Genomic DNA, 16,855 nt, shown 5'->3' with positions numbered 1-16,855 from the left:
TGACACAGTGTCAGATTGTTAGGAGTTCAGGTAGGTGAGGACCGCCAGAACACGCCGGTGGTCCCCGTCGCTCTGGGAGAGTCCGAGCTTCAGAAAGATGTTGCTGACGTGCTTCTCGACCGCTCCGTCGCTCACCACCAGCTGCCGGGCGATCGCCGAGTTGGTCCGCCCTTCGGCCATGAGGCCTAGGACCTCCCGCTCGCGTGGCGTGAGCCCCGCGAGCACGTCCTGCTTACGGCTGCGGCCCAGCAGCTGGGCGACGACCTCCGGATCGAGCGCGGTCCCCCCTTGGGCCACCCGCACGACCGCGTCCACGAACTCCCGAACCTCCGCCACCCGGTCCTTGAGCAGATAGCCGACTCCACGGCTGGAACCGGCCAGCAGCTCCGTGGCGTACCGCTCCTCCACGTACTGCGACAGCACGAGTACCCCGAGTCCCGGGTGTGCCTTGCGCAGCTGTACGGCCGCTCGCACCCCCTCGTCGGTGTGCGTGGGTGGCATGCGCACGTCCGCGACCACGACGTCCGGCAGCTCGCCCTGTCCGTCCAGCTCCGTGATGGTCTTGATCAGCGCCTCGCCGTCGCCCACCCCCGCCACGACCTCGTGCCCACGGTCGGTCAACAGCCGGGTCAGCCCCTCCCTGAGCAGCACCGAGTCCTCGGCGATGACCACCCGCACCCTGTCCTCCACGATCCTCGGCCCCCCGCGCCTCGGCATTCGGCCGAGCGTGCCCCGGCCCTGTCGTCCCACGCGACCTCAGTATCCCGCGATCGGCCCTTCCGTACCGGGCCTGTGGATAACCTGCCCGCCGCAGTTCGGATCGCGCGGGGTGCGAAGGGGGCGACTCCGGGGCGCATGCACATGAAGTACTCAAGGAGTGCTCAAGGATTGCTCAGGGAGTGCTTGCGAACAAAACGGAAGTCCGGCCCCGAACCAACCGGAGCCGGATCCCCACCTCAGTGGGCCGAACGGCACACTCGAACTACCGAACGGCACACTCGAACTACACGGTCCGCCAGGGAAGCTCAGCCGTAACCTGTGTGGGCCCCCCGACCGGCGAGTCCACCACCAAAATCCCGTCCACCGCGTCCAACCGCTCGGCCAGCCCCGCCAGCCCCGACCCTTCGGAGACGGCGGCACCCCCCACCCCGTTGTCCACGACCTGCAGCATCAGCCGGTTCTCCACCCGCCACACATCCACCGCCGCCCACGTGGCCCGCGCGTGCTTGCTGATGTTCTGCAGCAGCTCCGACACCGTGAAGTACGCGATCCCCTCGATCGCCGGCACCGGCCGCTCCTCGAGGTCGACCTGGACCTCCACCGGCACCGTGCACCGCGAGGCCACCGCCGACAGGGCCGCATCCAGCCCGCGGTCGGTGAGGACCGCCGGATGGATCCCCCGAGCCAGATCCCGCAGCTCCTGCAGCGCCGTCTTCACCTCGCCGTGCGCCTCTTCCACCATCCGCGCGGCGGTCTGCGGATCCTCCGTCAGCTTCTCCTTCGCGAGACCCAGATCCATGGCCAGTGCCACCAGGCGGGCCTGTGCGCCGTCGTGCAGATCGCGCTCGATGCGCCGCAGGTCGGCAGCCGCCGTATCGACGACGACACCACGGTCCGACTCCAGCTCCACCACGCGCGTGGCCAGCCGCGACGGCCCGAGCAGGCCGTGCACCAGCAGCCGGTCCACCATCGTCAGCGCCCGCACGATCCAGGGCGTGGCCAGCGTGAACAGCAGGCCCACCAGTGCGGTGACCGTGATCTCGAAGGGGTTGTCGAGGTAGATGTGGTGGGTCTCGTCGCCGTACAGCTGAAGGCCGTCCTGACCGACGTACGCCGGGAAGACCCAGAACCACAGCGGGTACGTCAGCAGAGCCCAGCCGTACGCCCAGACGTTGAGGGCGACGACGAAGGAGAACACCGCCCACGGGAAGTGCAGCACCGCGTACAGCAGGCTCCGCCACGAGGTCCCGCTCTTCAGCACGGCGCCCATCCACGCCATGAAGCCGCTCCGGCGCATCCGCAGCGGCTCCGGGTCGGCCACCTCCAGGTCCAGCAGTGCACGCGCGCGTGCCCGCTCCAGCGCCCCGAAGCCCCGGCAGCCGGCGAGGCCCGCCGCCAGCACCGGGATGCCGAGGAACGTCACCAGCAGGCCCGCGCCCAGCGACACCATCGTGATGGCGTACACGAACAGCATGATGCTGATCGGCAGGCTCAGCAGCACATACCCGAACTCGCGCCAGCTACGTGCCTCGAACGGCGCCCGCAGCCCGGCCGGCATCCGGTGCCGTCGCTCGCCGCCGCGCTCGGGGAGGCCGCGCTCGGGGAAACCGAGCCCGTGCCCGTAACCCTGTCCGTACTCCGTGGCCATCGGCGTCGTCCGTTCTCCTCGTCCCGTCAGCCCCGCCGCCGGGGCTGTGCCGTCGTATCTCCACCCTGCTCGACCGCAGGTCCAGGGACCATGGAGGCCGTCGGCGTCTCGAACGGGGGGTTTTCCCTACCCCTGCCCGGGGTCGCGGTCCCGCCAGGGCAGCTCCGCCGTCACGGTCGTCGGACCGCCCTGCGGCGACTCGATGACGAACAGACCGTCCACGGCGTCCAGCCGGTCGGCGAGCCCACGCATGCCCGTACCTCCGTCGAGCCCTGCGCCCCCGCGGCCGTTGTCCCACACCTGGATGAGCAGCCGTTCGTCCGACCGCCACACGTCGACCGACGCCGACTTCGCCCCGCTGTGCTTGCTGATGTTCTGCAGCAGCTCGGAGACGGTGAAGTAGGCGATGCCCTCGATGGCCGCCACCGGCCTGGACACCAGGTCGACAGTCACCTTCACGGGCACCGTGCAGCGCGAGGCCACCGCCGACAGGGCGGCATCCAGGCCACGGTCCGTCAGTACGGCCGGATGGATGCCCCGTGCCAGGTCCCGCAGCTCCTGCAGCGCGAGCTTCACCTCGCCGTGCGCCTCCTCGACCATCGTCGCCGCCGCGTCGGGATCCTCCAGCAGCTTCTCCTTGGCCAGGCCCAGCCCCATGGCGAGGTTGACCAGGCGGGCCTGCGCGCCGTCATGAAGGTCACGCTCGATACGGCGCAGATCGGCGGCGGCCGTGTCGACGACGACACCCCGGTCCGACTCCAGTTCGGCGATACGGCGCTCCAGCTCGTCGGAGGGCGACAGCAGGCCACGCACCATCGCCCGGTCCGCGTTGGCCAGGCCCCGCGCGATGAACGGCAGCACCGGCCACAGCACGAACAGCGAGGTCAGCGTGATGGTGAAGGTGAGGATGCCCCAGGGCAGCCGGATGAAGTCGTACAGGATCGTGCGCCAGCCGACCGGGTCCTTCAGCGCCAGCCACAGCTGCGGGAAGAAGCCGTCCTTGCCGCCGCGCAACGGCATCGGGCTCGGCTCGTCCACCCGCACCCCGAGCAACGCACGCGCGCGTGCCCGCTCCAGCTTGCCCAACTGCCGCGCGCCCATCAGCCCGGCCGCGAGCAACGGGAACCCGATCACCGTCACGGTCAGGAAGGCGCCCGTGGACAGCACCACCACGACGTAGGTGAAGCCGAGCAGCGACAACGGAAGGTTCGCCAGGAGGTGCGCGAGCTCCTTCCAGGTGTGCCGGTCGTAGGCGAAACGGGCGGGCGGCAGCGGCGGCTGCTCGCTGTCGGACCGCCCGGAGGCGTCCCGCGAAGAGCTGGGGCGTTCGGTCATATGGGCTAGCGTGCCGCGCGGTGCGCCGCCGCGCCATGAGGCGGGCCGCCCCCGCCTACGGGGGAAATCCCCACCCCGCGACCCGGCAGGGCATCGGGCCGCGCGACCGGCCGGGTGCCCTGCTGTCGCATCTCGAGCGGATCTCAACGCGTGACTGGCTGCTTACGGTGTCTTTAGCAGGGCCTAGACTCCCGTGCGTACAGATCGTCGAACAGCGGTGTTCACGAAATCACAAGCAGCGGACACTGGTTCCAGGGACTGGTTCGGATTCCGGTTCTGGTGCTGGTTCTGGGACCGGTCCTGGGCATCGGTCACGAGGTCAGGGAGCGAGGGGCGGACGTGTCGGAACAGACCGTCGTCGTCGCGGCGGATACGTATGACGTCGTCGTCTCGGCGGACTACTTCCAGTCCTACTCGGTCGTCGGACTGCTGGCCGTCGTCGGCGTGCTGTTCGTCGCCGTCGCCTTCGGGGCGGGCCGCCTGCTGCGCCCCGTGGTCCCGACGCCCGAGAAGCTCCTGACGTACGAGTGCGGCGTCGACCCCGTCGGCGAGGGCTGGGCCCACACCCAGGTCCGCTACTACGTCTACGCCTTCCTGTACGTGATCTTCGCCATCGACTCGATCTTCCTGTTCCCCTGGGCGACGGTCTTCGCCGACCCGGGCTACGGCGCGACCACGCTTGTCGAGATGTTCATCTTCCTCGGCTTCCTGGCCGTGGGCCTGCTCTACGCATACAAGAAGGGCGTTCTGGCATGGACGTGACGCCAGACACCAACGAGCAGCCGGTTCTGTTGCCGGAGCCGAAGCGGCTGGGCGCGCTGGCCCGCCTCGCTCCCGAGCCGATGAAGGTGATCCTCAACTGGGGCCGCCGCTACTCGCTCTGGGTCTTCAACTTCGGCCTCGCCTGCTGCGCGATCGAGTTCATCGCCGCGTCGATGGCCCGCCACGACTTCATCCGCCTCGGCGTGATCCCGTTCGCGCCCGGCCCGCGCCAGGCCGACCTGATGGTTGTCTCCGGCACGGTCACGGACAAGATGGCCCCGGCCGTGAAGCGCCTGTACGAACAGATGCCCGAGCCGAAGTACGTCATCTCCTTCGGGGCCTGCTCCAACTGCGGCGGCCCGTACTGGGACTCCTACTCCGTCACCAAGGGTGTCGACCAGATCATCCCGGTGGACGTGTACGTCCCCGGCTGCCCGCCGCGCCCCGAGGCGCTGCTCCAGGGGATCCTGAAGCTCCAGGAGAAGATCGCGCGGGAGTCGCTGGGGGAGCGGTACGGCGATGAGGCGGCACGGCCGTCCACGGCGGCGCTCCAGAGTGGGCTGGTCAGGGCGCCGGGTGAGCCGGCTGCCGGTGGTAGCGGTACTGGTGGTGCCGACGCGGGGGAGGCCCACCGATGACGACGATCGGCTGGCTGCCCGCCCCCGTCGAGGACCTGTTCGGCCCCGAGGCAACGGCCGAGGAGTCGTACGAGGTCCTGACGGTCGACGTGCCCCCGACATCCTGGATCGCGGCGCTGGAGGCGGCCCGCGACGAGCTGGGCTGCACGTACTTCGACTGGCTGAGCGCGGTCGACGAACCGGGCACCGGCTTCCGCGTCGCGGCCCATGTCGCCGCCCTGTCTCCGGTACGACGCCTGCTGGTCCGTACGACGGTCCCGCACGACGCGCCGACGCTGCCCACCGCCGTCGGTGTGTATGCAGGCGCTGCCTGGCACGAACGCGAGACACACGAAATGTTCGGCGTGGCGTTCACCGACCACCCTGCCCTGGACCACCTGCTCCTCCCGGACAACTTCGAGGGCCACCCCCTCCGCAAGGACTTCGTCCTGGCGGCCCGCGTTGCCAAGGCCTGGCCCGGCGCCAAGGAACCCGGGGAGCCTGCGGCGGGTGCGGCACACGGCGTGCCGAAGCGCCGCCAGATGCTGCCCCCCGGCGTCCCCGACCCGAACGAATGGGGCCCCCTGAAGGGCCAGCTCCCCCCTGCCCCGGCCCGCCCGGCCAGGGGCGCGGGACGCGCAGCGGGGGAGCGGCCGGTACGGCGTACCCGTACGGCGGCGGAGGGCTCGGCGGGCCAGGGGGAGGCGTCGGCGGCTGGAGCAACGGCGCCCGAGGCACCGACTGGTGGAGTTCCGGCGGCGGGTGCGGCGCGGCGCGCTCGTACGGCGGCGGAAGGTTCGGCGAGTCAGCAGGGGACGGATGCGGCGGCTGGATCGCCTTCAGCCGGTGCGTCGCGTCGCGCGCGTACGGCGGCGGAGGGGTCGGCCGGCCAGGCTGCTGCTGGAGCTGAGCCCTCGCCCGAGACGGGCGCGTCTCCGACGGGAGCCGACACGCCGACTGGCGGAGCGGCGGACGGGCAGGAGACGACCGCGACCAGCACCCCACCGGCACGACGTGCACGCAGCGCGAGCGAAGGCTCGGCATCGCAGCGCCCGGAAACGGGCACCACCCCCGCCGGTCCCCGCCGATCGCGCAGCGCCTCGCAGGGCTCCGCGAGTCAGCGGGCTGCGTCCGACGCGGCAGCGCCCGATGCGGTGGCGTCCGAGACGGCGGCGTCCGCCGCAGCGTCGGTCACTGCGCCTGACGAAGCCGCAACGCCCTCGACCTCATCGGCCACCGCGAAGCCCCCCGCGGCCCCCCGCAGCCCGGACGCCCCGTGGCACCACGCCCGCCCGGCATTCGACGAGCAGGAACCCAGGCGACGAGCCGAGCCTGAGTCGCAGACCGAGACTGAGACCGAGACCGAGACCGAGACCGAGGCCGAGGCCGAGACCCGGTCGGCGTCGGAGACCGCGGCGAAGCCAAAGCCCGCCACTTCCGCCGAGGGCGATGCACCGGAGGTCCCGGAGCGGCAGCCCGGAGCCGAGACCGAGCCTCGCTCCGACAGCGAGCCACGCCCCGCGACCGAGCCGCAGCCGGCGTCGGCACCGGAACAGTCAGAGCCCGGCGAAGAAGCCACCGAGGCTCAGCAAGCCACCGGTGCCACTCCCACCCGCAAGCCCGGCCCGTCCGACCTCGCAGCCACCCCCGAAGACCCCCAAGGCTCCGAACGCTCCGACGGCTCCGAAGCCCCCACCGACGACCGCACAGACCGCACAGACCCCACAGGAGGCCCGCAGTGAACGACGCGCTCGACGTCAGCCTGCGACTCCTGATCGTCTTCGTCGTCTTCCTCACCTTCCCCCTGATCATCGGTCAGACCGAGCACAAGGTGATGGCCCACATGCAGGGCCGCCTCGGCCCGATGTACGCCGGCGGCTTCCACGGCTGGGCTCAGCTCGTCGCCGACGGCGTGAAGTTCGCGCAGAAGGAAGACATCGTCCCGACGGGCGCGGACCGCCGTATCTTCCAGCTCGCCCCCGCAGTGGCCCTCCTCCCGTACCTGCTCGTCCTTCTCGCCATCCCCATCGGCCCGGGCGAAGGCGCGGTCGGCGAGGTCATCGACGCGGGCATCTTCTTCGTCCTGGCGGTCATGGGCGTGGGCGTCCTCGGCTCGCTCATGGCCGGCTGGGCCTCCGCCAACAAGTTCTCCCTCCTCGGCGGCTTGCGCACCGCCGCCCAGCTCCTCGCCTACGAACTCCCGATGCTGCTTGCCGCCGCCTCCGTGGCGATGGCGGCCGGTACGGTCTCGCTCCCCGGCATCCTCGACGCCTTCGAGTGGTGGTGGCTGCCCTGGCAGATCGTCGGCGCGATCGTCTTCTTCGTCGCCGGACTGGCCGAGCTGCAGCGCCCGCCCTTCGACATGCCCGTCGCCGACTCGGAGATCATCTTCGGCGCCTACACCGAGTACACCGGCCTGCGCTTCGCCCTCTTCCTCCTCGCCGAGTACGCCGGAATCGTCGTCCTGTGCGGCCTGACCACCGTCCTCTTCCTGGGCGGCTGGCACGGCCCCTGGGGCGCCGACGGCCTCGGCTGGGTCTGGACTCTGCTCAAGGCGGCCGCCCTCGCCTTCATCGTGATCTGGCTCCGCGTCACCTATCCACGCCTGCGCGAGGACCAGCTCCAGAAGCTCTCCTGGACCCTCCTCGTCCCCCTCTCCCTCGCCCAGATCGCCCTCACCGGCATCGTCAAGGTGGTGATCCAGTAACCATGGCTGCGCCTCTTCCGCCCTCCCGGCCCCGCATTCCTGGCAGTGGCCTGGCCAAGGGCCTGGCCGTCACCCTCCGCACGATGACGAAGAAGTCCGTCACCGCGCAGTACCCGGACACCCAGCCCGACCTCCCGCCCCGCACCCGAGGCGTGATCGGCCTGTTCGAGGAGAACTGCACGGTCTGCATGCTGTGCGCCCGCGAGTGCCCGGACTGGTGCATCTACATCGACTCCCACAAGGAGACGGTCCCGGCGCCGACCCCGGGCGGCCGCGAACGCAGCCGCAACGTCCTCGACCGCTTCGCCATCGACTTCTCCCTGTGCATGTACTGCGGTATCTGCATCGAGGTCTGTCCTTTCGACGCCCTGTTCTGGTCCCCGGAGTTCGAGTACGCCGAGACCGACATCCGCGACCTCACCCATGAGCGCGACAAGCTCCGCGAGTGGATGTGGACCGTCCCGGCCCCGCCCGCTCTCGACCCCGGCGCGGAGGAACCCAAGGAGATCGCCGCCGCCCGCAAGACCGCCGAGAAGCTGGCAGCCGCCCAGGCCGAGCCGAAAGAGGCAACCGAGCCGCAGGAGGGCGAGTCGTGAGCCCCACCTCCGCCGCGCTGACCACGGCCGCCGACACGCACGGCTTCCTCTCCCCGACCGGCGTCGAGATCGCCTTCCTCCTTGTCGGCCTGGTCACCTTCGGCGCCGCGCTGGTCACCGTCACCACCCGGCAACTGGTGCACGCCGCCCTGTGGCTGGTGGCCACGCTCGGCGGCCTCGCCGTGGAGTACCTCCTGCTCACCGCCGAGTTCATCGCCTGGGTGCAGGTCCTCATCTACGTCGGTTCCGTCGTCGTCCTCCTCCTGTTCGGGCTGATGCTCACCAAGGCCCCCATCGGCCGCTCTCCGGACGCCGACTCCGGCAACCGCTGGGCCGCCCTCACCGTGGCCCTCGCCGCCGCGGCCACCCTCATCTGGGTCGTCGTCGACGCCTTCCGCACGACCTGGATCGACCTCGAAGGCCCCGCCGCCGGCTCCACCAAGGCCACCGGCGAAAGCCTCTTCCAGAACTGGGTCCTCCCCTTCGAAGGCCTCTCCGTCCTCCTCCTCGCCGCCCTGGTCGGCGCGATCGTCCTGTCCCGCCAGGCAAAGGAAACCGCCGCGGACGGGCCCGGAACCGGCTGCCGGTCGGGCAACCGCACCGAGGCGGGCGCGCCCTCGGCGACTGGCGTCCCGGCTCCCGCCGCCACCGAGCCCGGCGCCCCGAGCGAGAAGGAGTCGCGCTGATGCACCTCGCCTATCCCGCCGTACTGTCCGCCCTCCTCTTCTGCACCGGCCTGTACGGCGTCCTCGCCCGCCGCAACGCGATCCTGGTCCTGATGTCGGTCGAGCTGATGCTCAACGCCGTCAACCTCAACCTGGTCGCCTTCGACGTCTGGCTCAGCAAGGCCGCCGAGGAGACCCTGCACTCCGGTCAGGCCCTGACCCTGTTCACCATCACCATCGCCGCCGCCGAGATCGGCATCGGCCTGGCGATCGTCCTCGCCGTCTACCGAAACCGCGGCACCTCGGACATCGACAAGCTCCGCGACACCGCCGAGAGCCACGACACCGAGGGCCCCGACCACGACGCCCTCACGGCCGGGCAGGCCGAGAAGGCTGAGGCCACCGCGTGACCACGACCACCCTCGCCGTACTCGTCCCCCTTCTGCCGTTCCTCGGCGCCGCAGCCGGCCTGCTCCTGGGCCGCACGGCACCCGGCTTCGTCCGCCCGCTCGCGGTCCTGCCGACGCTCGCCTCCCTCGTGCTCGCCGCGGTGGTCGCCGTGCGCCAGGGCGGAGACGAGGCGATCAACGCCGCCACCAAGCTCACGCCCACCGGCTCGGTCCCGATCGACCTCGCCCTGCACATCGACGGCTTCGCCGCCCTCGTCGCCGTACTCGTCGGCGTCGTCGCCACGTGCGTGCAGATCTACTCGACCGGCTACCTCCGCGAGGACCCGCGCTACCCCTCGTACGCCGCGCTCGTCTCCCTGTTCACCTCCGCGATGCTGCTCGTCGTCTACTCCGGCGACCTGATGGTGCTGCTGGTCGGCTGGGAGATCATGGGCATCTGCTCGTACTTCCTGGTCGGCCACTACTGGGAGACCCCGGAGGCCCGTGCCGCCTCCATCAAGGCCTTCCTGGTGACCAAGCTCGGTGACGTCCCCTTCCTCATCGGCCTGTTCGCGCTGGCCACCGACGCCGGGTCCTTCCGCCTCACGAAGATCCTCGGCACCGTCGCGAGCGGCGGACTCGACCACCCGACGCTGATCGCCCTGCTGCTCCTCGCGGGCGTGGCGGGCAAGTCGGCGCAGTTCCCACTGCACACCTGGCTCCCCGACGCGATGGCAGGCCCGACGCCCGTCTCCGCGCTGATCCACGCCGCGACGATGGTCGCCGCCGGTGTCTACTTCATCGCCCGTCTCCTCCCGGTCTTCGAGGCCTCGCAGGCCGCGATGATCGTCCTCGCCGTGATGGCCGCCGTCACGATGATCGGCTCGGGCCTCGCCGCGCTCGCCCAGGACGACATCAAGCGCGTCCTCGCCTACTCGACGATCGGTCAGCTCGGCTACATGACCGGCGCCCTCGCCGTCGCCGACCGCGGTGCCGCCGTCTTCCACCTCCTCTCGCACGGCGCCTTCAAGGCGCTGCTGTTCCTCGCGGCCGGCGTGATCATCCACGCCGCCGGCACCAACTCGCTGGCCGCCATGTCCCGCATGAGCCACGTGCGCAACCGCGTCCCCGACGCCTACTGGACGATGACCGTGGCGCTCCTCGCGCTCGCCGCGATCCCGCCGTTCAGCGGCTTCTTCTCCAAGGAGTCCGTCCTCGGCGCCGCCGAGCACGTCGCCACCGGCCACGCCGAGCGCGTCCCCGGCTCCGTGGGCTGGATCGTCCTCGTCGCCGGCCTGCTCACGGCCCTGCTCACCGCGGCGTACGCGATGCGCCTGTGGCTGCTGGCCTTCCGCGGCCGGGGCGCCGAGGCCCCCGACCACGGCAGGCAGCCGCTGACGATGACCGTGGTGCTGTGGGTGCTCGCCGTCCCGTCCCTCGCCGTCGGCGCGCTCGCCTACCGCGTGCTCCCCGACTGGTTCGACGGCCGCGACCTCGCCCCGACCCTCACCACCTCCGTCCTCGGCACAGGCGTGGCCCTGGTCGGCGGCATCGTCACCTACGCGGCCTGGCGGCACACCACGGCCGTGGCGGCGCGCGTCCCGCTGGGTGCGGTCGCGGCCCACCCCGAGGGCGACGCCGCCCAGGTCGAGGCCGAGGCCATCGCCAGCCACGCGCCCGTGTACGGAACAGTGGCCTACGCACCCGACCCGGCGGACCCCGGCCGGCTGCTGCTCGGCCCGCTGCACCGCTCTGCGGCCTTCGGCTTCCACCTCGACGCCGTGTACCGGGCGTTGTTCGTCCGCCCGGTCCAGGCCGGCGCGAGTCTCGTCCGGTTCCTCGACCGTGAGGTCGTCGACACTTACGTCCGTGGGGCGGGCGCTCTACCCCGCTGGCTCGGCATCGCCGTACGGCGCGCCCAGACCGGCAATGTGCAGACCTATGTGAGCGCGCTGCTGGCCGGCACCGTCGTCCTGGCCGTCGCCGCCGTCCTCGTCGCCACGGGAGCGTGAGCAGGCGTGATCGATATCAACGAGTCCGTGATGCAGTTCCTTCTGGCGTTCGTCGTCGTCGGCCCGCTCCTCGGCGCCGCCGCCGCTCTCCTGCCCGCCCCGCCGGGGCTGAAGGGGAAGTCGCCCGAGCAGGCAGTGCTCCGGCACGGCGTGACCGTCACGGGCGTGGTCCTCATCGCCGCGATCGTTCTCTCGCTCGGCTTCGACCACGACCAGCCCTCGAAGATGCAGGCCAGCACGGACATCAGCTGGATCCCGGCACTCGACGTGCGCATCCACCTCGGCATCGACGGCATCTCCCTCCCCCTTCTGGTCCTGACCGCGCTGCTGACCTTCCTCTGCGCGCTCTACTCCTACTTCAAGATGCCTGCGGGCCCGACCCCGAAGGCCTTCGTCGCGCTGCTGCTCGTCCTGGAGTCCGGCACCCTCGCCACCTTCGCCGTCCTCGACCTGCTCCTCTTCTTCCTCGCCTTCGAAATGGTCCTCATCCCGATGTACTTCCTCATCGCCCGCTGGGGCGGCGAGGGCCGGGCCGAGGCCGCCTGGAAGTTCATCCTCTTCACGCTGCTCGGCTCCGTGGTCATGTTGCTCGGCCTGCTCCTGATCGGAATCAAGGCGGGCACATTCGACATGGTGGCACTCGCCACTGACAACGGCCAGTCACTGACCGCATCCGTGCAGGTCATCGCCGTTTTGGCGATCGGGATCGGGCTCGCGGTCAAGACGCCGATGTGGCCGCTGCACAGCTGGCTGCCCGACGCCCACACCGCCGCGCCGACCGTCGGCTCGGTACTGCTGGCTGGTGTCCTGCTGAAGATGGGAACGTACGGGTTCGTCCGGATTCTCTTGCCGATCACCCCCGACGGCTTCGCCGACTTCGCGCCGTACCTCGCCGCCTTCGCCGTGGTCGGAATCATCTACGGATCCCTGGCCTGCCTGGCCCTCGCCAAGCAGGGCGCGAAGGGCGACCTCAAGCGCCTCATCGCCTACTCCTCCGTCGGCCACATGGGCTTCGTGCTGCTCGGCATCGCGACGATGACCCCGACCGGCGTGAACGGCGCCCTGTTCGCCAACATCGCTCACGGCCTCATCACCGGCCTGCTCTTCTTCCTGGTCGGCGCGCTGAAGGACCGTACGGGCACGACCGACCTCGACGCCCTCGCCGAGCAGACCGGTGCGGCGCTGTACGGCAAGGCCCCGCGCCTCGGCGGCCTGCTCGCCTTCGCCGCGGTCGCCTCGCTCGGCCTGCCGGGCCTCGCCGGATTCTGGGGCGAGATGCTCGCGCTGTTCGGCGCCTTCGAGCCCGCCGCCGAACTCAGCCGACCGGCCTTCCTCACCTTCATGGCGATCGGGGCGTTCGGCACGCTGCTCACGGCCGCGTACCTGCTCGTCGTGGTCCGCCGCGTCTGCATGGGCGCCACACCGCAGGAAGGCCCGAAACTCGCCGACGTGCAGACGTACGAGTTCGCGGCCTGGACCCCGCTCGTCGCCCTCACCGTCGTCGCCGGACTGTGGCCGAAGACCCTCCTCGGCCTGACCGACCCGGCCGTGCAGCAGCTCCTCGCAGGAGGCACCCGATGAGCTCCCTGGCCCAGCCCCTGGCCGAGTCGGTGGTCCAGTCCGTCGACTGGCTCGCCATCGCGCCGCCCACCATCGCGGCGGTCGTCGGACTCGTGGTCCTCGTCGCCGACCTGTTCGTCGCGGAGAACAAGAAGGCCCTGCTCGGCTGGACATCCGTGGCCGGTCTGGCGGCCTCCGCGCTCCTGCTGCTGCCCCTCCAGGACGGTGACCGCTCCACCTTCTGCCTCACCGGCGACCCCGGCGTCTGCAGCTACACGGCCGACCGCTTCACCCTCGTCATCCAGTTCCTGGTCCTCGGCGGCGCCCTCCTCGCGGCTCTCCTGTCGGTCACCACCCTCAAGGACGCCAAGAAGGGACTCCCCGAAGGGGAGTTCTGGTTTCTGCTGCTCTCCTCCGCCGCCGGAGCGGCCCTCCTGCCGGCCTCACGGGACCTGGCGACGCTCATCGTCGCCCTCGAAGTCGCCTCTCTCCCCGCGTTCGCGCTGGTCGGCCTCCGCCATGGCGACCGCAAGTCCTCCGAAGCGGCCCTGAAGTTCTTCCTGTCCTCGGTCACCGCGACCGCGGTCAGCCTCATGGGCATCAGCTTCGTGTACGCCTCCACGGGCACCCTCTACCTCACTCAGATCGCCGACCGCATCCAGAACGTCGACGGACAGCTCCAGACCCTCACCCAGACCGGAGTCGTCCTCACTCTGGTCGGCTTCGCCTTCAAGACGGCCGCCGTGCCCTTCCACTTCTGGGTGCCGGACACCTATGTCGGAGCGCCCCTGCCGGTCGCTGCCTACCTGTCGGTCGTCGGCAAGGCGGTCGGCTTCACCGGCCTGATCCTCGTCACCGTCGTCGCCCTTCCGTCGTACGCCGACGTCTGGGGCCCGGCCCTCGCGGCGCTCGCCGCCCTCACCATGACCGTCGGCAATGTCGGCGCCCTGCGCCAGCAGGCCACGCGCGCGTACAGCGCGGTACGCCTGCTCGCCTGGTCCTCCGTCGGCCAGGCCGGCTACCTCCTGGTGCCGATCGCCGCCGCCGCGTACTCCGACGACGCCGAGCGGTCCATCGGCTCCACCGTCGCCTACGCCCTCATGTACGCGGCGGTGAACCTCGGCGCCTTCGCGGTGGCCGCATTCGTGGGCCGTACGAAGACCTTGAACCGTCTCAGCGACTACCGGGGCCTGTACGCGCGAAACCCCTTGTCCGCCCTGGTCCTGTCCTTCTTCCTGCTCTGCCTCGCCGGTCTCCCGCCGGGCATCATCGGCCTCTTCGCCAAGGTCACCGTCTTCTCCGCCGCCGTCGACGCGGGCCTTGGCTGGCTGGCCGTCGTCATGGCCGTCAACGTCGTGATCGCGCTGTTCTATTACCTCCAATGGACGGCCCTGCTGTTCCGCGCCCCCGAGGGCGAGCCCGTCAAGCACCTCGTCCCCGCGCCCGTGACAGCCACGATGGCCCTCACCGGCGTCGTCGGCATCGCCCTGTCCGGAGCCCCCCAGCTGATCCTGCGCTTCGCCGACACCGGGCTTTTCTGAGCCTCTGGCACATCCCGTACGCGCGCGTGGGGCACTCGCCCTCCACGCGCGCGTACGGGATGTGCCGGCGCCTTCACCCGGACGGCTCACGGCCGCCGCCGTATGCACCAGGGAACCCGTGGCCCTCGCCTGGCGTTGACCAGTACGGAAGGGTCCACTGGACGTGAGACCACGGCATCAGTGGCATCGGAGATCGACCAGCAAAGGGTTCCCCTGCCGCACCACTTGGAGGGCGTACCGTGCACCGCCGGCACAACGGGCTCAGGACAGCAGTGCTCCTCGGGGGACTGTCCGCACTCATCATCGTCATCGGCAGCTTCTTCGGCCGTATGGGGCTCGTCGTCGCGGTCCTGATCGCCCTGGGGACGAACGCGTACGCGTACTGGAACAGCGACAAGCTGGCGCTACGCGCGATGCGTGCCCGCCCGGTCAGCGAGTTCGAGGCCCCCGGGCTGTACCGCATGGTCCGGGAGCTCTCCACCCAGGCCCGCCAGCCCATGCCCCGCCTCTACATCTCCCCGACGGAGGCGCCGAACGCGTTCGCGACGGGCCGCAACCCGCGCAACGCCGCAGTGTGCTGCACCGAAGGCATCCTGCGCATCCTCGACGAGCGCGAACTGCGCGGCGTCATCGGGCACGAGCTCAGCCACGTCTACAACCGCGACATCCTGATCTCGTCGGTCGCCGGCGCGCTCGCCTCGGTGATCATGTTCTTGGTCAACTTCGCCTGGCTCATCCCGATCGGCCGTTCCGATGACGACGACGGCCCCGGTCTCCTCGGCATGCTGCTGATCATGATCCTGGGCCCGCTCGCCGCCTCGCTCATCCAGCTGGCCATCAGCCGGTCCAGGGAGTACGAGGCCGACGCGTCCGGCGCCCAGCTCACCGGCGACCCACTCGCCCTCGCCAGCGCCCTGCGCAAACTCGAACACGGCACGAAGCAGCTCCCGCTGCCCCCCGAGCCCCGCATCGAGACCGCCAGCCACATGATGATCGCGAACCCCTTCCGCCCAGGCCAGGGGTTCTCCAAGATGTTCTCCACACACCCGCCGATGGCGGAGCGTATCGACCGGCTCGAGAAGATGGCAGGCCACCAGTGAAAACCATCCTTAACGTCATCTGGCTCGTCCTGAGCGGCTTCTGGCTGTTCCTCGGCTACTTGGCCGCGGGCCTACTGCTGTGCATCACCATCATCGGCATCCCGTTCGGCATCGCGGCCTTCCGGATCGGCGTCTACGCCCTGTGGCCCTTCGGGTACACCACGGTCGAGCGCCGCGACGCCGGAGCCCCCTCCTGCGTCGGCAACGTCCTGTGGCTGGTCCTCGCGGGCTGGTGGCTGGCCATCGGTCACATCGTCACCGGCCTTGCCCTGTGCGTCACGATCATCGGCATCCCGTTCGGCATCGCCAACTTCAAGCTGATCCCGGTGTCGCTGTTCCCGCTGGGCCGCGAAATCGTATCGACGGACCAGCCGTTCGCGGCGCGTTGGTAGGACAGTGAGAGGGGCGTGGTGGCCGCCGGCTTATCCACAACCCGGCGGTTGTCCACAGGCCGGACCGATTGTCAGTGGCGGCTTGCATCATGAATGCATGACCGAGATCGAGCAGTTGCTGACGAGGGTCGCGGACAAGGCCCGCAACACCCGCCCCTGGGGCTGGCCTTCACTTCCCGAGCCCGTGGACTCGACGATCCTGGCCCGAGCCGAGGCCGCCCTCGGCTTCCGTCTGCCCCCGCTGCTCGCCGACCTCTACCTACGCATAGGAGACGGTGGTTTCGGCCCCGAGTACGGCCTGTTGCCCCTGCTCGACAACCCTCCGGCCGGCGAGCCCGCCGCCGTCACGCAATACCTCGCCAACCGAGAGAGCGCCCGCAAGGACCCCGACTGGCCCTGGCCCGAAGGCGTCCTGCCGATATCCCACTGGGGCTGCGCGATGTACGCGTGCGTGGACTGCCGCAGCACCCAGGCCACCGTCCTGCTCTTCGAACCGAACGCCGACGCCGCCGACCAGGCGTGGTACGTGGACGCCCCGAGTCTCACGGACTGGCTGCGCGCCTGGCTCGACGGCACGGGCTGGTACGTGGAGACGAACGACGGGCCGGAGATGGCCCCTTGGGCCGACTTCCGCATACGGACGGCGGCGGCACCTGCGTCCTGAGGGGGTGCGCATCAGCCGGTCGGTGAGCGGACGGACGGCCGGTCGAGCGGATCGACGGCCTTCGGCGGTCTGCGGCTGCCGCTGAGCGGACCGGTCAGCGGCGTGATTCGGCAGCCACCCACCCGGCCCCGCAAGCTCAACAGCACC

General features: G+C 70.5%; 16 protein-coding genes. 13 read left to right on the top strand and 3 right to left on the bottom strand.

Annotated features, from left to right (window positions below):
- Window positions 1-18: 18 nt before the first annotated feature.
- From ADL12_RS29005 to ADL12_RS28995, 3 genes are all read right to left on the bottom strand, one after another.
- Window positions 19-717 carry a LuxR C-terminal-related transcriptional regulator gene (locus ADL12_RS29005; protein ID WP_279617175.1) on the bottom strand — a complete coding sequence of 233 codons (699 nt, stop codon included), beginning with the start codon at window positions 715-717 and terminating at the stop codon, window positions 19-21.
- A gap of 286 nt (window positions 718-1,003) precedes the next feature.
- Complete coding sequence (locus ADL12_RS29000; protein WP_062706873.1) at window positions 1,004-2,368, bottom strand: sensor histidine kinase; 1,365 nt, start codon at window positions 2,366-2,368, stop codon at window positions 1,004-1,006.
- 126 nt (window positions 2,369-2,494) lie between these two features.
- Entirely contained in the window at window positions 2,495-3,703 is a 1,209-nt protein-coding gene (locus ADL12_RS28995) for a sensor histidine kinase (protein ID WP_062706871.1), read from the bottom strand.
- Between the two features lie 339 nt (window positions 3,704-4,042).
- Between ADL12_RS28995 and ADL12_RS28990 the strand changes: the two genes are divergently transcribed.
- From ADL12_RS28990 to ADL12_RS28930, 13 genes are all read left to right on the top strand, one after another.
- Window positions 4,043-4,465, top strand: coding sequence for an NADH-quinone oxidoreductase subunit A (locus tag ADL12_RS28990; protein ID WP_062707053.1), 423 nt, complete (start codon window positions 4,043-4,045; stop codon window positions 4,463-4,465).
- Entirely contained in the window at window positions 4,456-5,103 is a 648-nt protein-coding gene (locus ADL12_RS28985) for an NADH-quinone oxidoreductase subunit B (RefSeq protein WP_062706870.1), read from the top strand. Before ADL12_RS28990 ends, ADL12_RS28985 begins: the two co-directional genes overlap by 10 nt.
- Window positions 5,100-6,824 (top strand): NADH-quinone oxidoreductase subunit C, encoded by a 1,725-nt coding sequence (locus ADL12_RS28980; protein WP_063806750.1) that lies wholly within the window; start codon window positions 5,100-5,102, stop codon window positions 6,822-6,824. Before ADL12_RS28985 ends, ADL12_RS28980 begins: the two co-directional genes overlap by 4 nt.
- Window positions 6,821-7,789: a complex I subunit 1/NuoH family protein gene (locus ADL12_RS28975; RefSeq protein WP_062706868.1), complete on the top strand. Its 969-nt coding sequence runs from the start codon at window positions 6,821-6,823 to the stop codon at window positions 7,787-7,789. The genes ADL12_RS28980 and ADL12_RS28975 overlap by 4 nt, the downstream gene beginning before the upstream one ends.
- A gap of 2 nt (window positions 7,790-7,791) precedes the next feature.
- A complete protein-coding gene (locus ADL12_RS28970; protein WP_062706866.1) occupies window positions 7,792-8,385 on the top strand; it encodes a NuoI/complex I 23 kDa subunit family protein in 594 nt (197 codons plus the stop codon).
- Complete coding sequence (locus ADL12_RS28965; protein ID WP_062706864.1) at window positions 8,382-9,071, top strand: NADH-quinone oxidoreductase subunit J family protein; 690 nt, start codon at window positions 8,382-8,384, stop codon at window positions 9,069-9,071. The genes ADL12_RS28970 and ADL12_RS28965 overlap by 4 nt, the downstream gene beginning before the upstream one ends.
- Window positions 9,071-9,460: an NADH-quinone oxidoreductase subunit NuoK gene (gene nuoK, locus ADL12_RS28960; protein WP_062706862.1), complete on the top strand. Its 390-nt coding sequence runs from the start codon at window positions 9,071-9,073 to the stop codon at window positions 9,458-9,460. Before ADL12_RS28965 ends, nuoK begins: the two co-directional genes overlap by 1 nt.
- Complete coding sequence (locus ADL12_RS28955) at window positions 9,457-11,451, top strand: NADH-quinone oxidoreductase subunit 5 family protein (RefSeq protein WP_062706861.1); 1,995 nt, start codon at window positions 9,457-9,459, stop codon at window positions 11,449-11,451. The genes nuoK and ADL12_RS28955 overlap by 4 nt, the downstream gene beginning before the upstream one ends.
- A 6-nt stretch (window positions 11,452-11,457) precedes the next feature.
- Window positions 11,458-13,032, top strand: coding sequence for a complex I subunit 4 family protein (locus ADL12_RS28950; protein ID WP_062706859.1), 1,575 nt, complete (start codon window positions 11,458-11,460; stop codon window positions 13,030-13,032).
- Window positions 13,029-14,552 carry an NADH-quinone oxidoreductase subunit N gene (locus tag ADL12_RS28945; protein ID WP_062706857.1) on the top strand — a complete coding sequence of 508 codons (1,524 nt, stop codon included), beginning with the start codon at window positions 13,029-13,031 and terminating at the stop codon, window positions 14,550-14,552. The genes ADL12_RS28950 and ADL12_RS28945 overlap by 4 nt, the downstream gene beginning before the upstream one ends.
- A 239-nt stretch (window positions 14,553-14,791) precedes the next feature.
- Window positions 14,792-15,652, top strand: a complete 861-nt coding sequence (gene htpX / locus ADL12_RS28940; RefSeq protein WP_062706855.1) for a zinc metalloprotease HtpX — start codon at window positions 14,792-14,794, stop codon at window positions 15,650-15,652.
- Complete coding sequence (locus tag ADL12_RS28935) at window positions 15,649-16,044, top strand: YccF domain-containing protein (RefSeq protein WP_062706853.1); 396 nt, start codon at window positions 15,649-15,651, stop codon at window positions 16,042-16,044. The genes htpX and ADL12_RS28935 overlap by 4 nt, the downstream gene beginning before the upstream one ends.
- A 97-nt stretch (window positions 16,045-16,141) precedes the next feature.
- Window positions 16,142-16,708: an SMI1/KNR4 family protein gene (locus ADL12_RS28930; protein WP_062706851.1), complete on the top strand. Its 567-nt coding sequence runs from the start codon at window positions 16,142-16,144 to the stop codon at window positions 16,706-16,708.
- The last annotated feature ends 147 nt before the right edge of the window (window positions 16,709-16,855 follow it).

The organism is Streptomyces regalis (assembly GCF_001509475.1).
Lineage (GTDB): Bacteria > Actinomycetota > Actinomycetes > Streptomycetales > Streptomycetaceae > Streptomyces > Streptomyces regalis.
Note: the sequence above shows the minus strand (reverse complement) of the source record. Positions and strands in the feature narration are given on the sequence as shown.

Coding starts and splice junctions, on each gene's coding strand:
- ADL12_RS28930 (WP_062706851.1), top strand. CDS start 16,142: ATGACCGAGATCGAGCAGTTGCTGACGAGGGTCGCGGACAAGGCCCGC.
- ADL12_RS28945 (WP_062706857.1), top strand. CDS start 13,029: ATGAGCTCCCTGGCCCAGCCCCTGGCCGAGTCGGTGGTCCAGTCCGTC.
- ADL12_RS29005 (WP_279617175.1), bottom strand. CDS start 717: ATGCCGAGGCGCGGGGGGCCGAGGATCGTGGAGGACAGGGTGCGGGTG.
- ADL12_RS28980 (WP_063806750.1), top strand. CDS start 5,100: ATGACGACGATCGGCTGGCTGCCCGCCCCCGTCGAGGACCTGTTCGGC.
- ADL12_RS29000 (WP_062706873.1), bottom strand. CDS start 2,368: ATGGCCACGGAGTACGGACAGGGTTACGGGCACGGGCTCGGTTTCCCC.
- nuoK (WP_062706862.1), top strand. CDS start 9,071: ATGCACCTCGCCTATCCCGCCGTACTGTCCGCCCTCCTCTTCTGCACC.
- ADL12_RS28970 (WP_062706866.1), top strand. CDS start 7,792: ATGGCTGCGCCTCTTCCGCCCTCCCGGCCCCGCATTCCTGGCAGTGGC.
- ADL12_RS28985 (WP_062706870.1), top strand. CDS start 4,456: ATGGACGTGACGCCAGACACCAACGAGCAGCCGGTTCTGTTGCCGGAG.
- ADL12_RS28995 (WP_062706871.1), bottom strand. CDS start 3,703: ATGACCGAACGCCCCAGCTCTTCGCGGGACGCCTCCGGGCGGTCCGAC.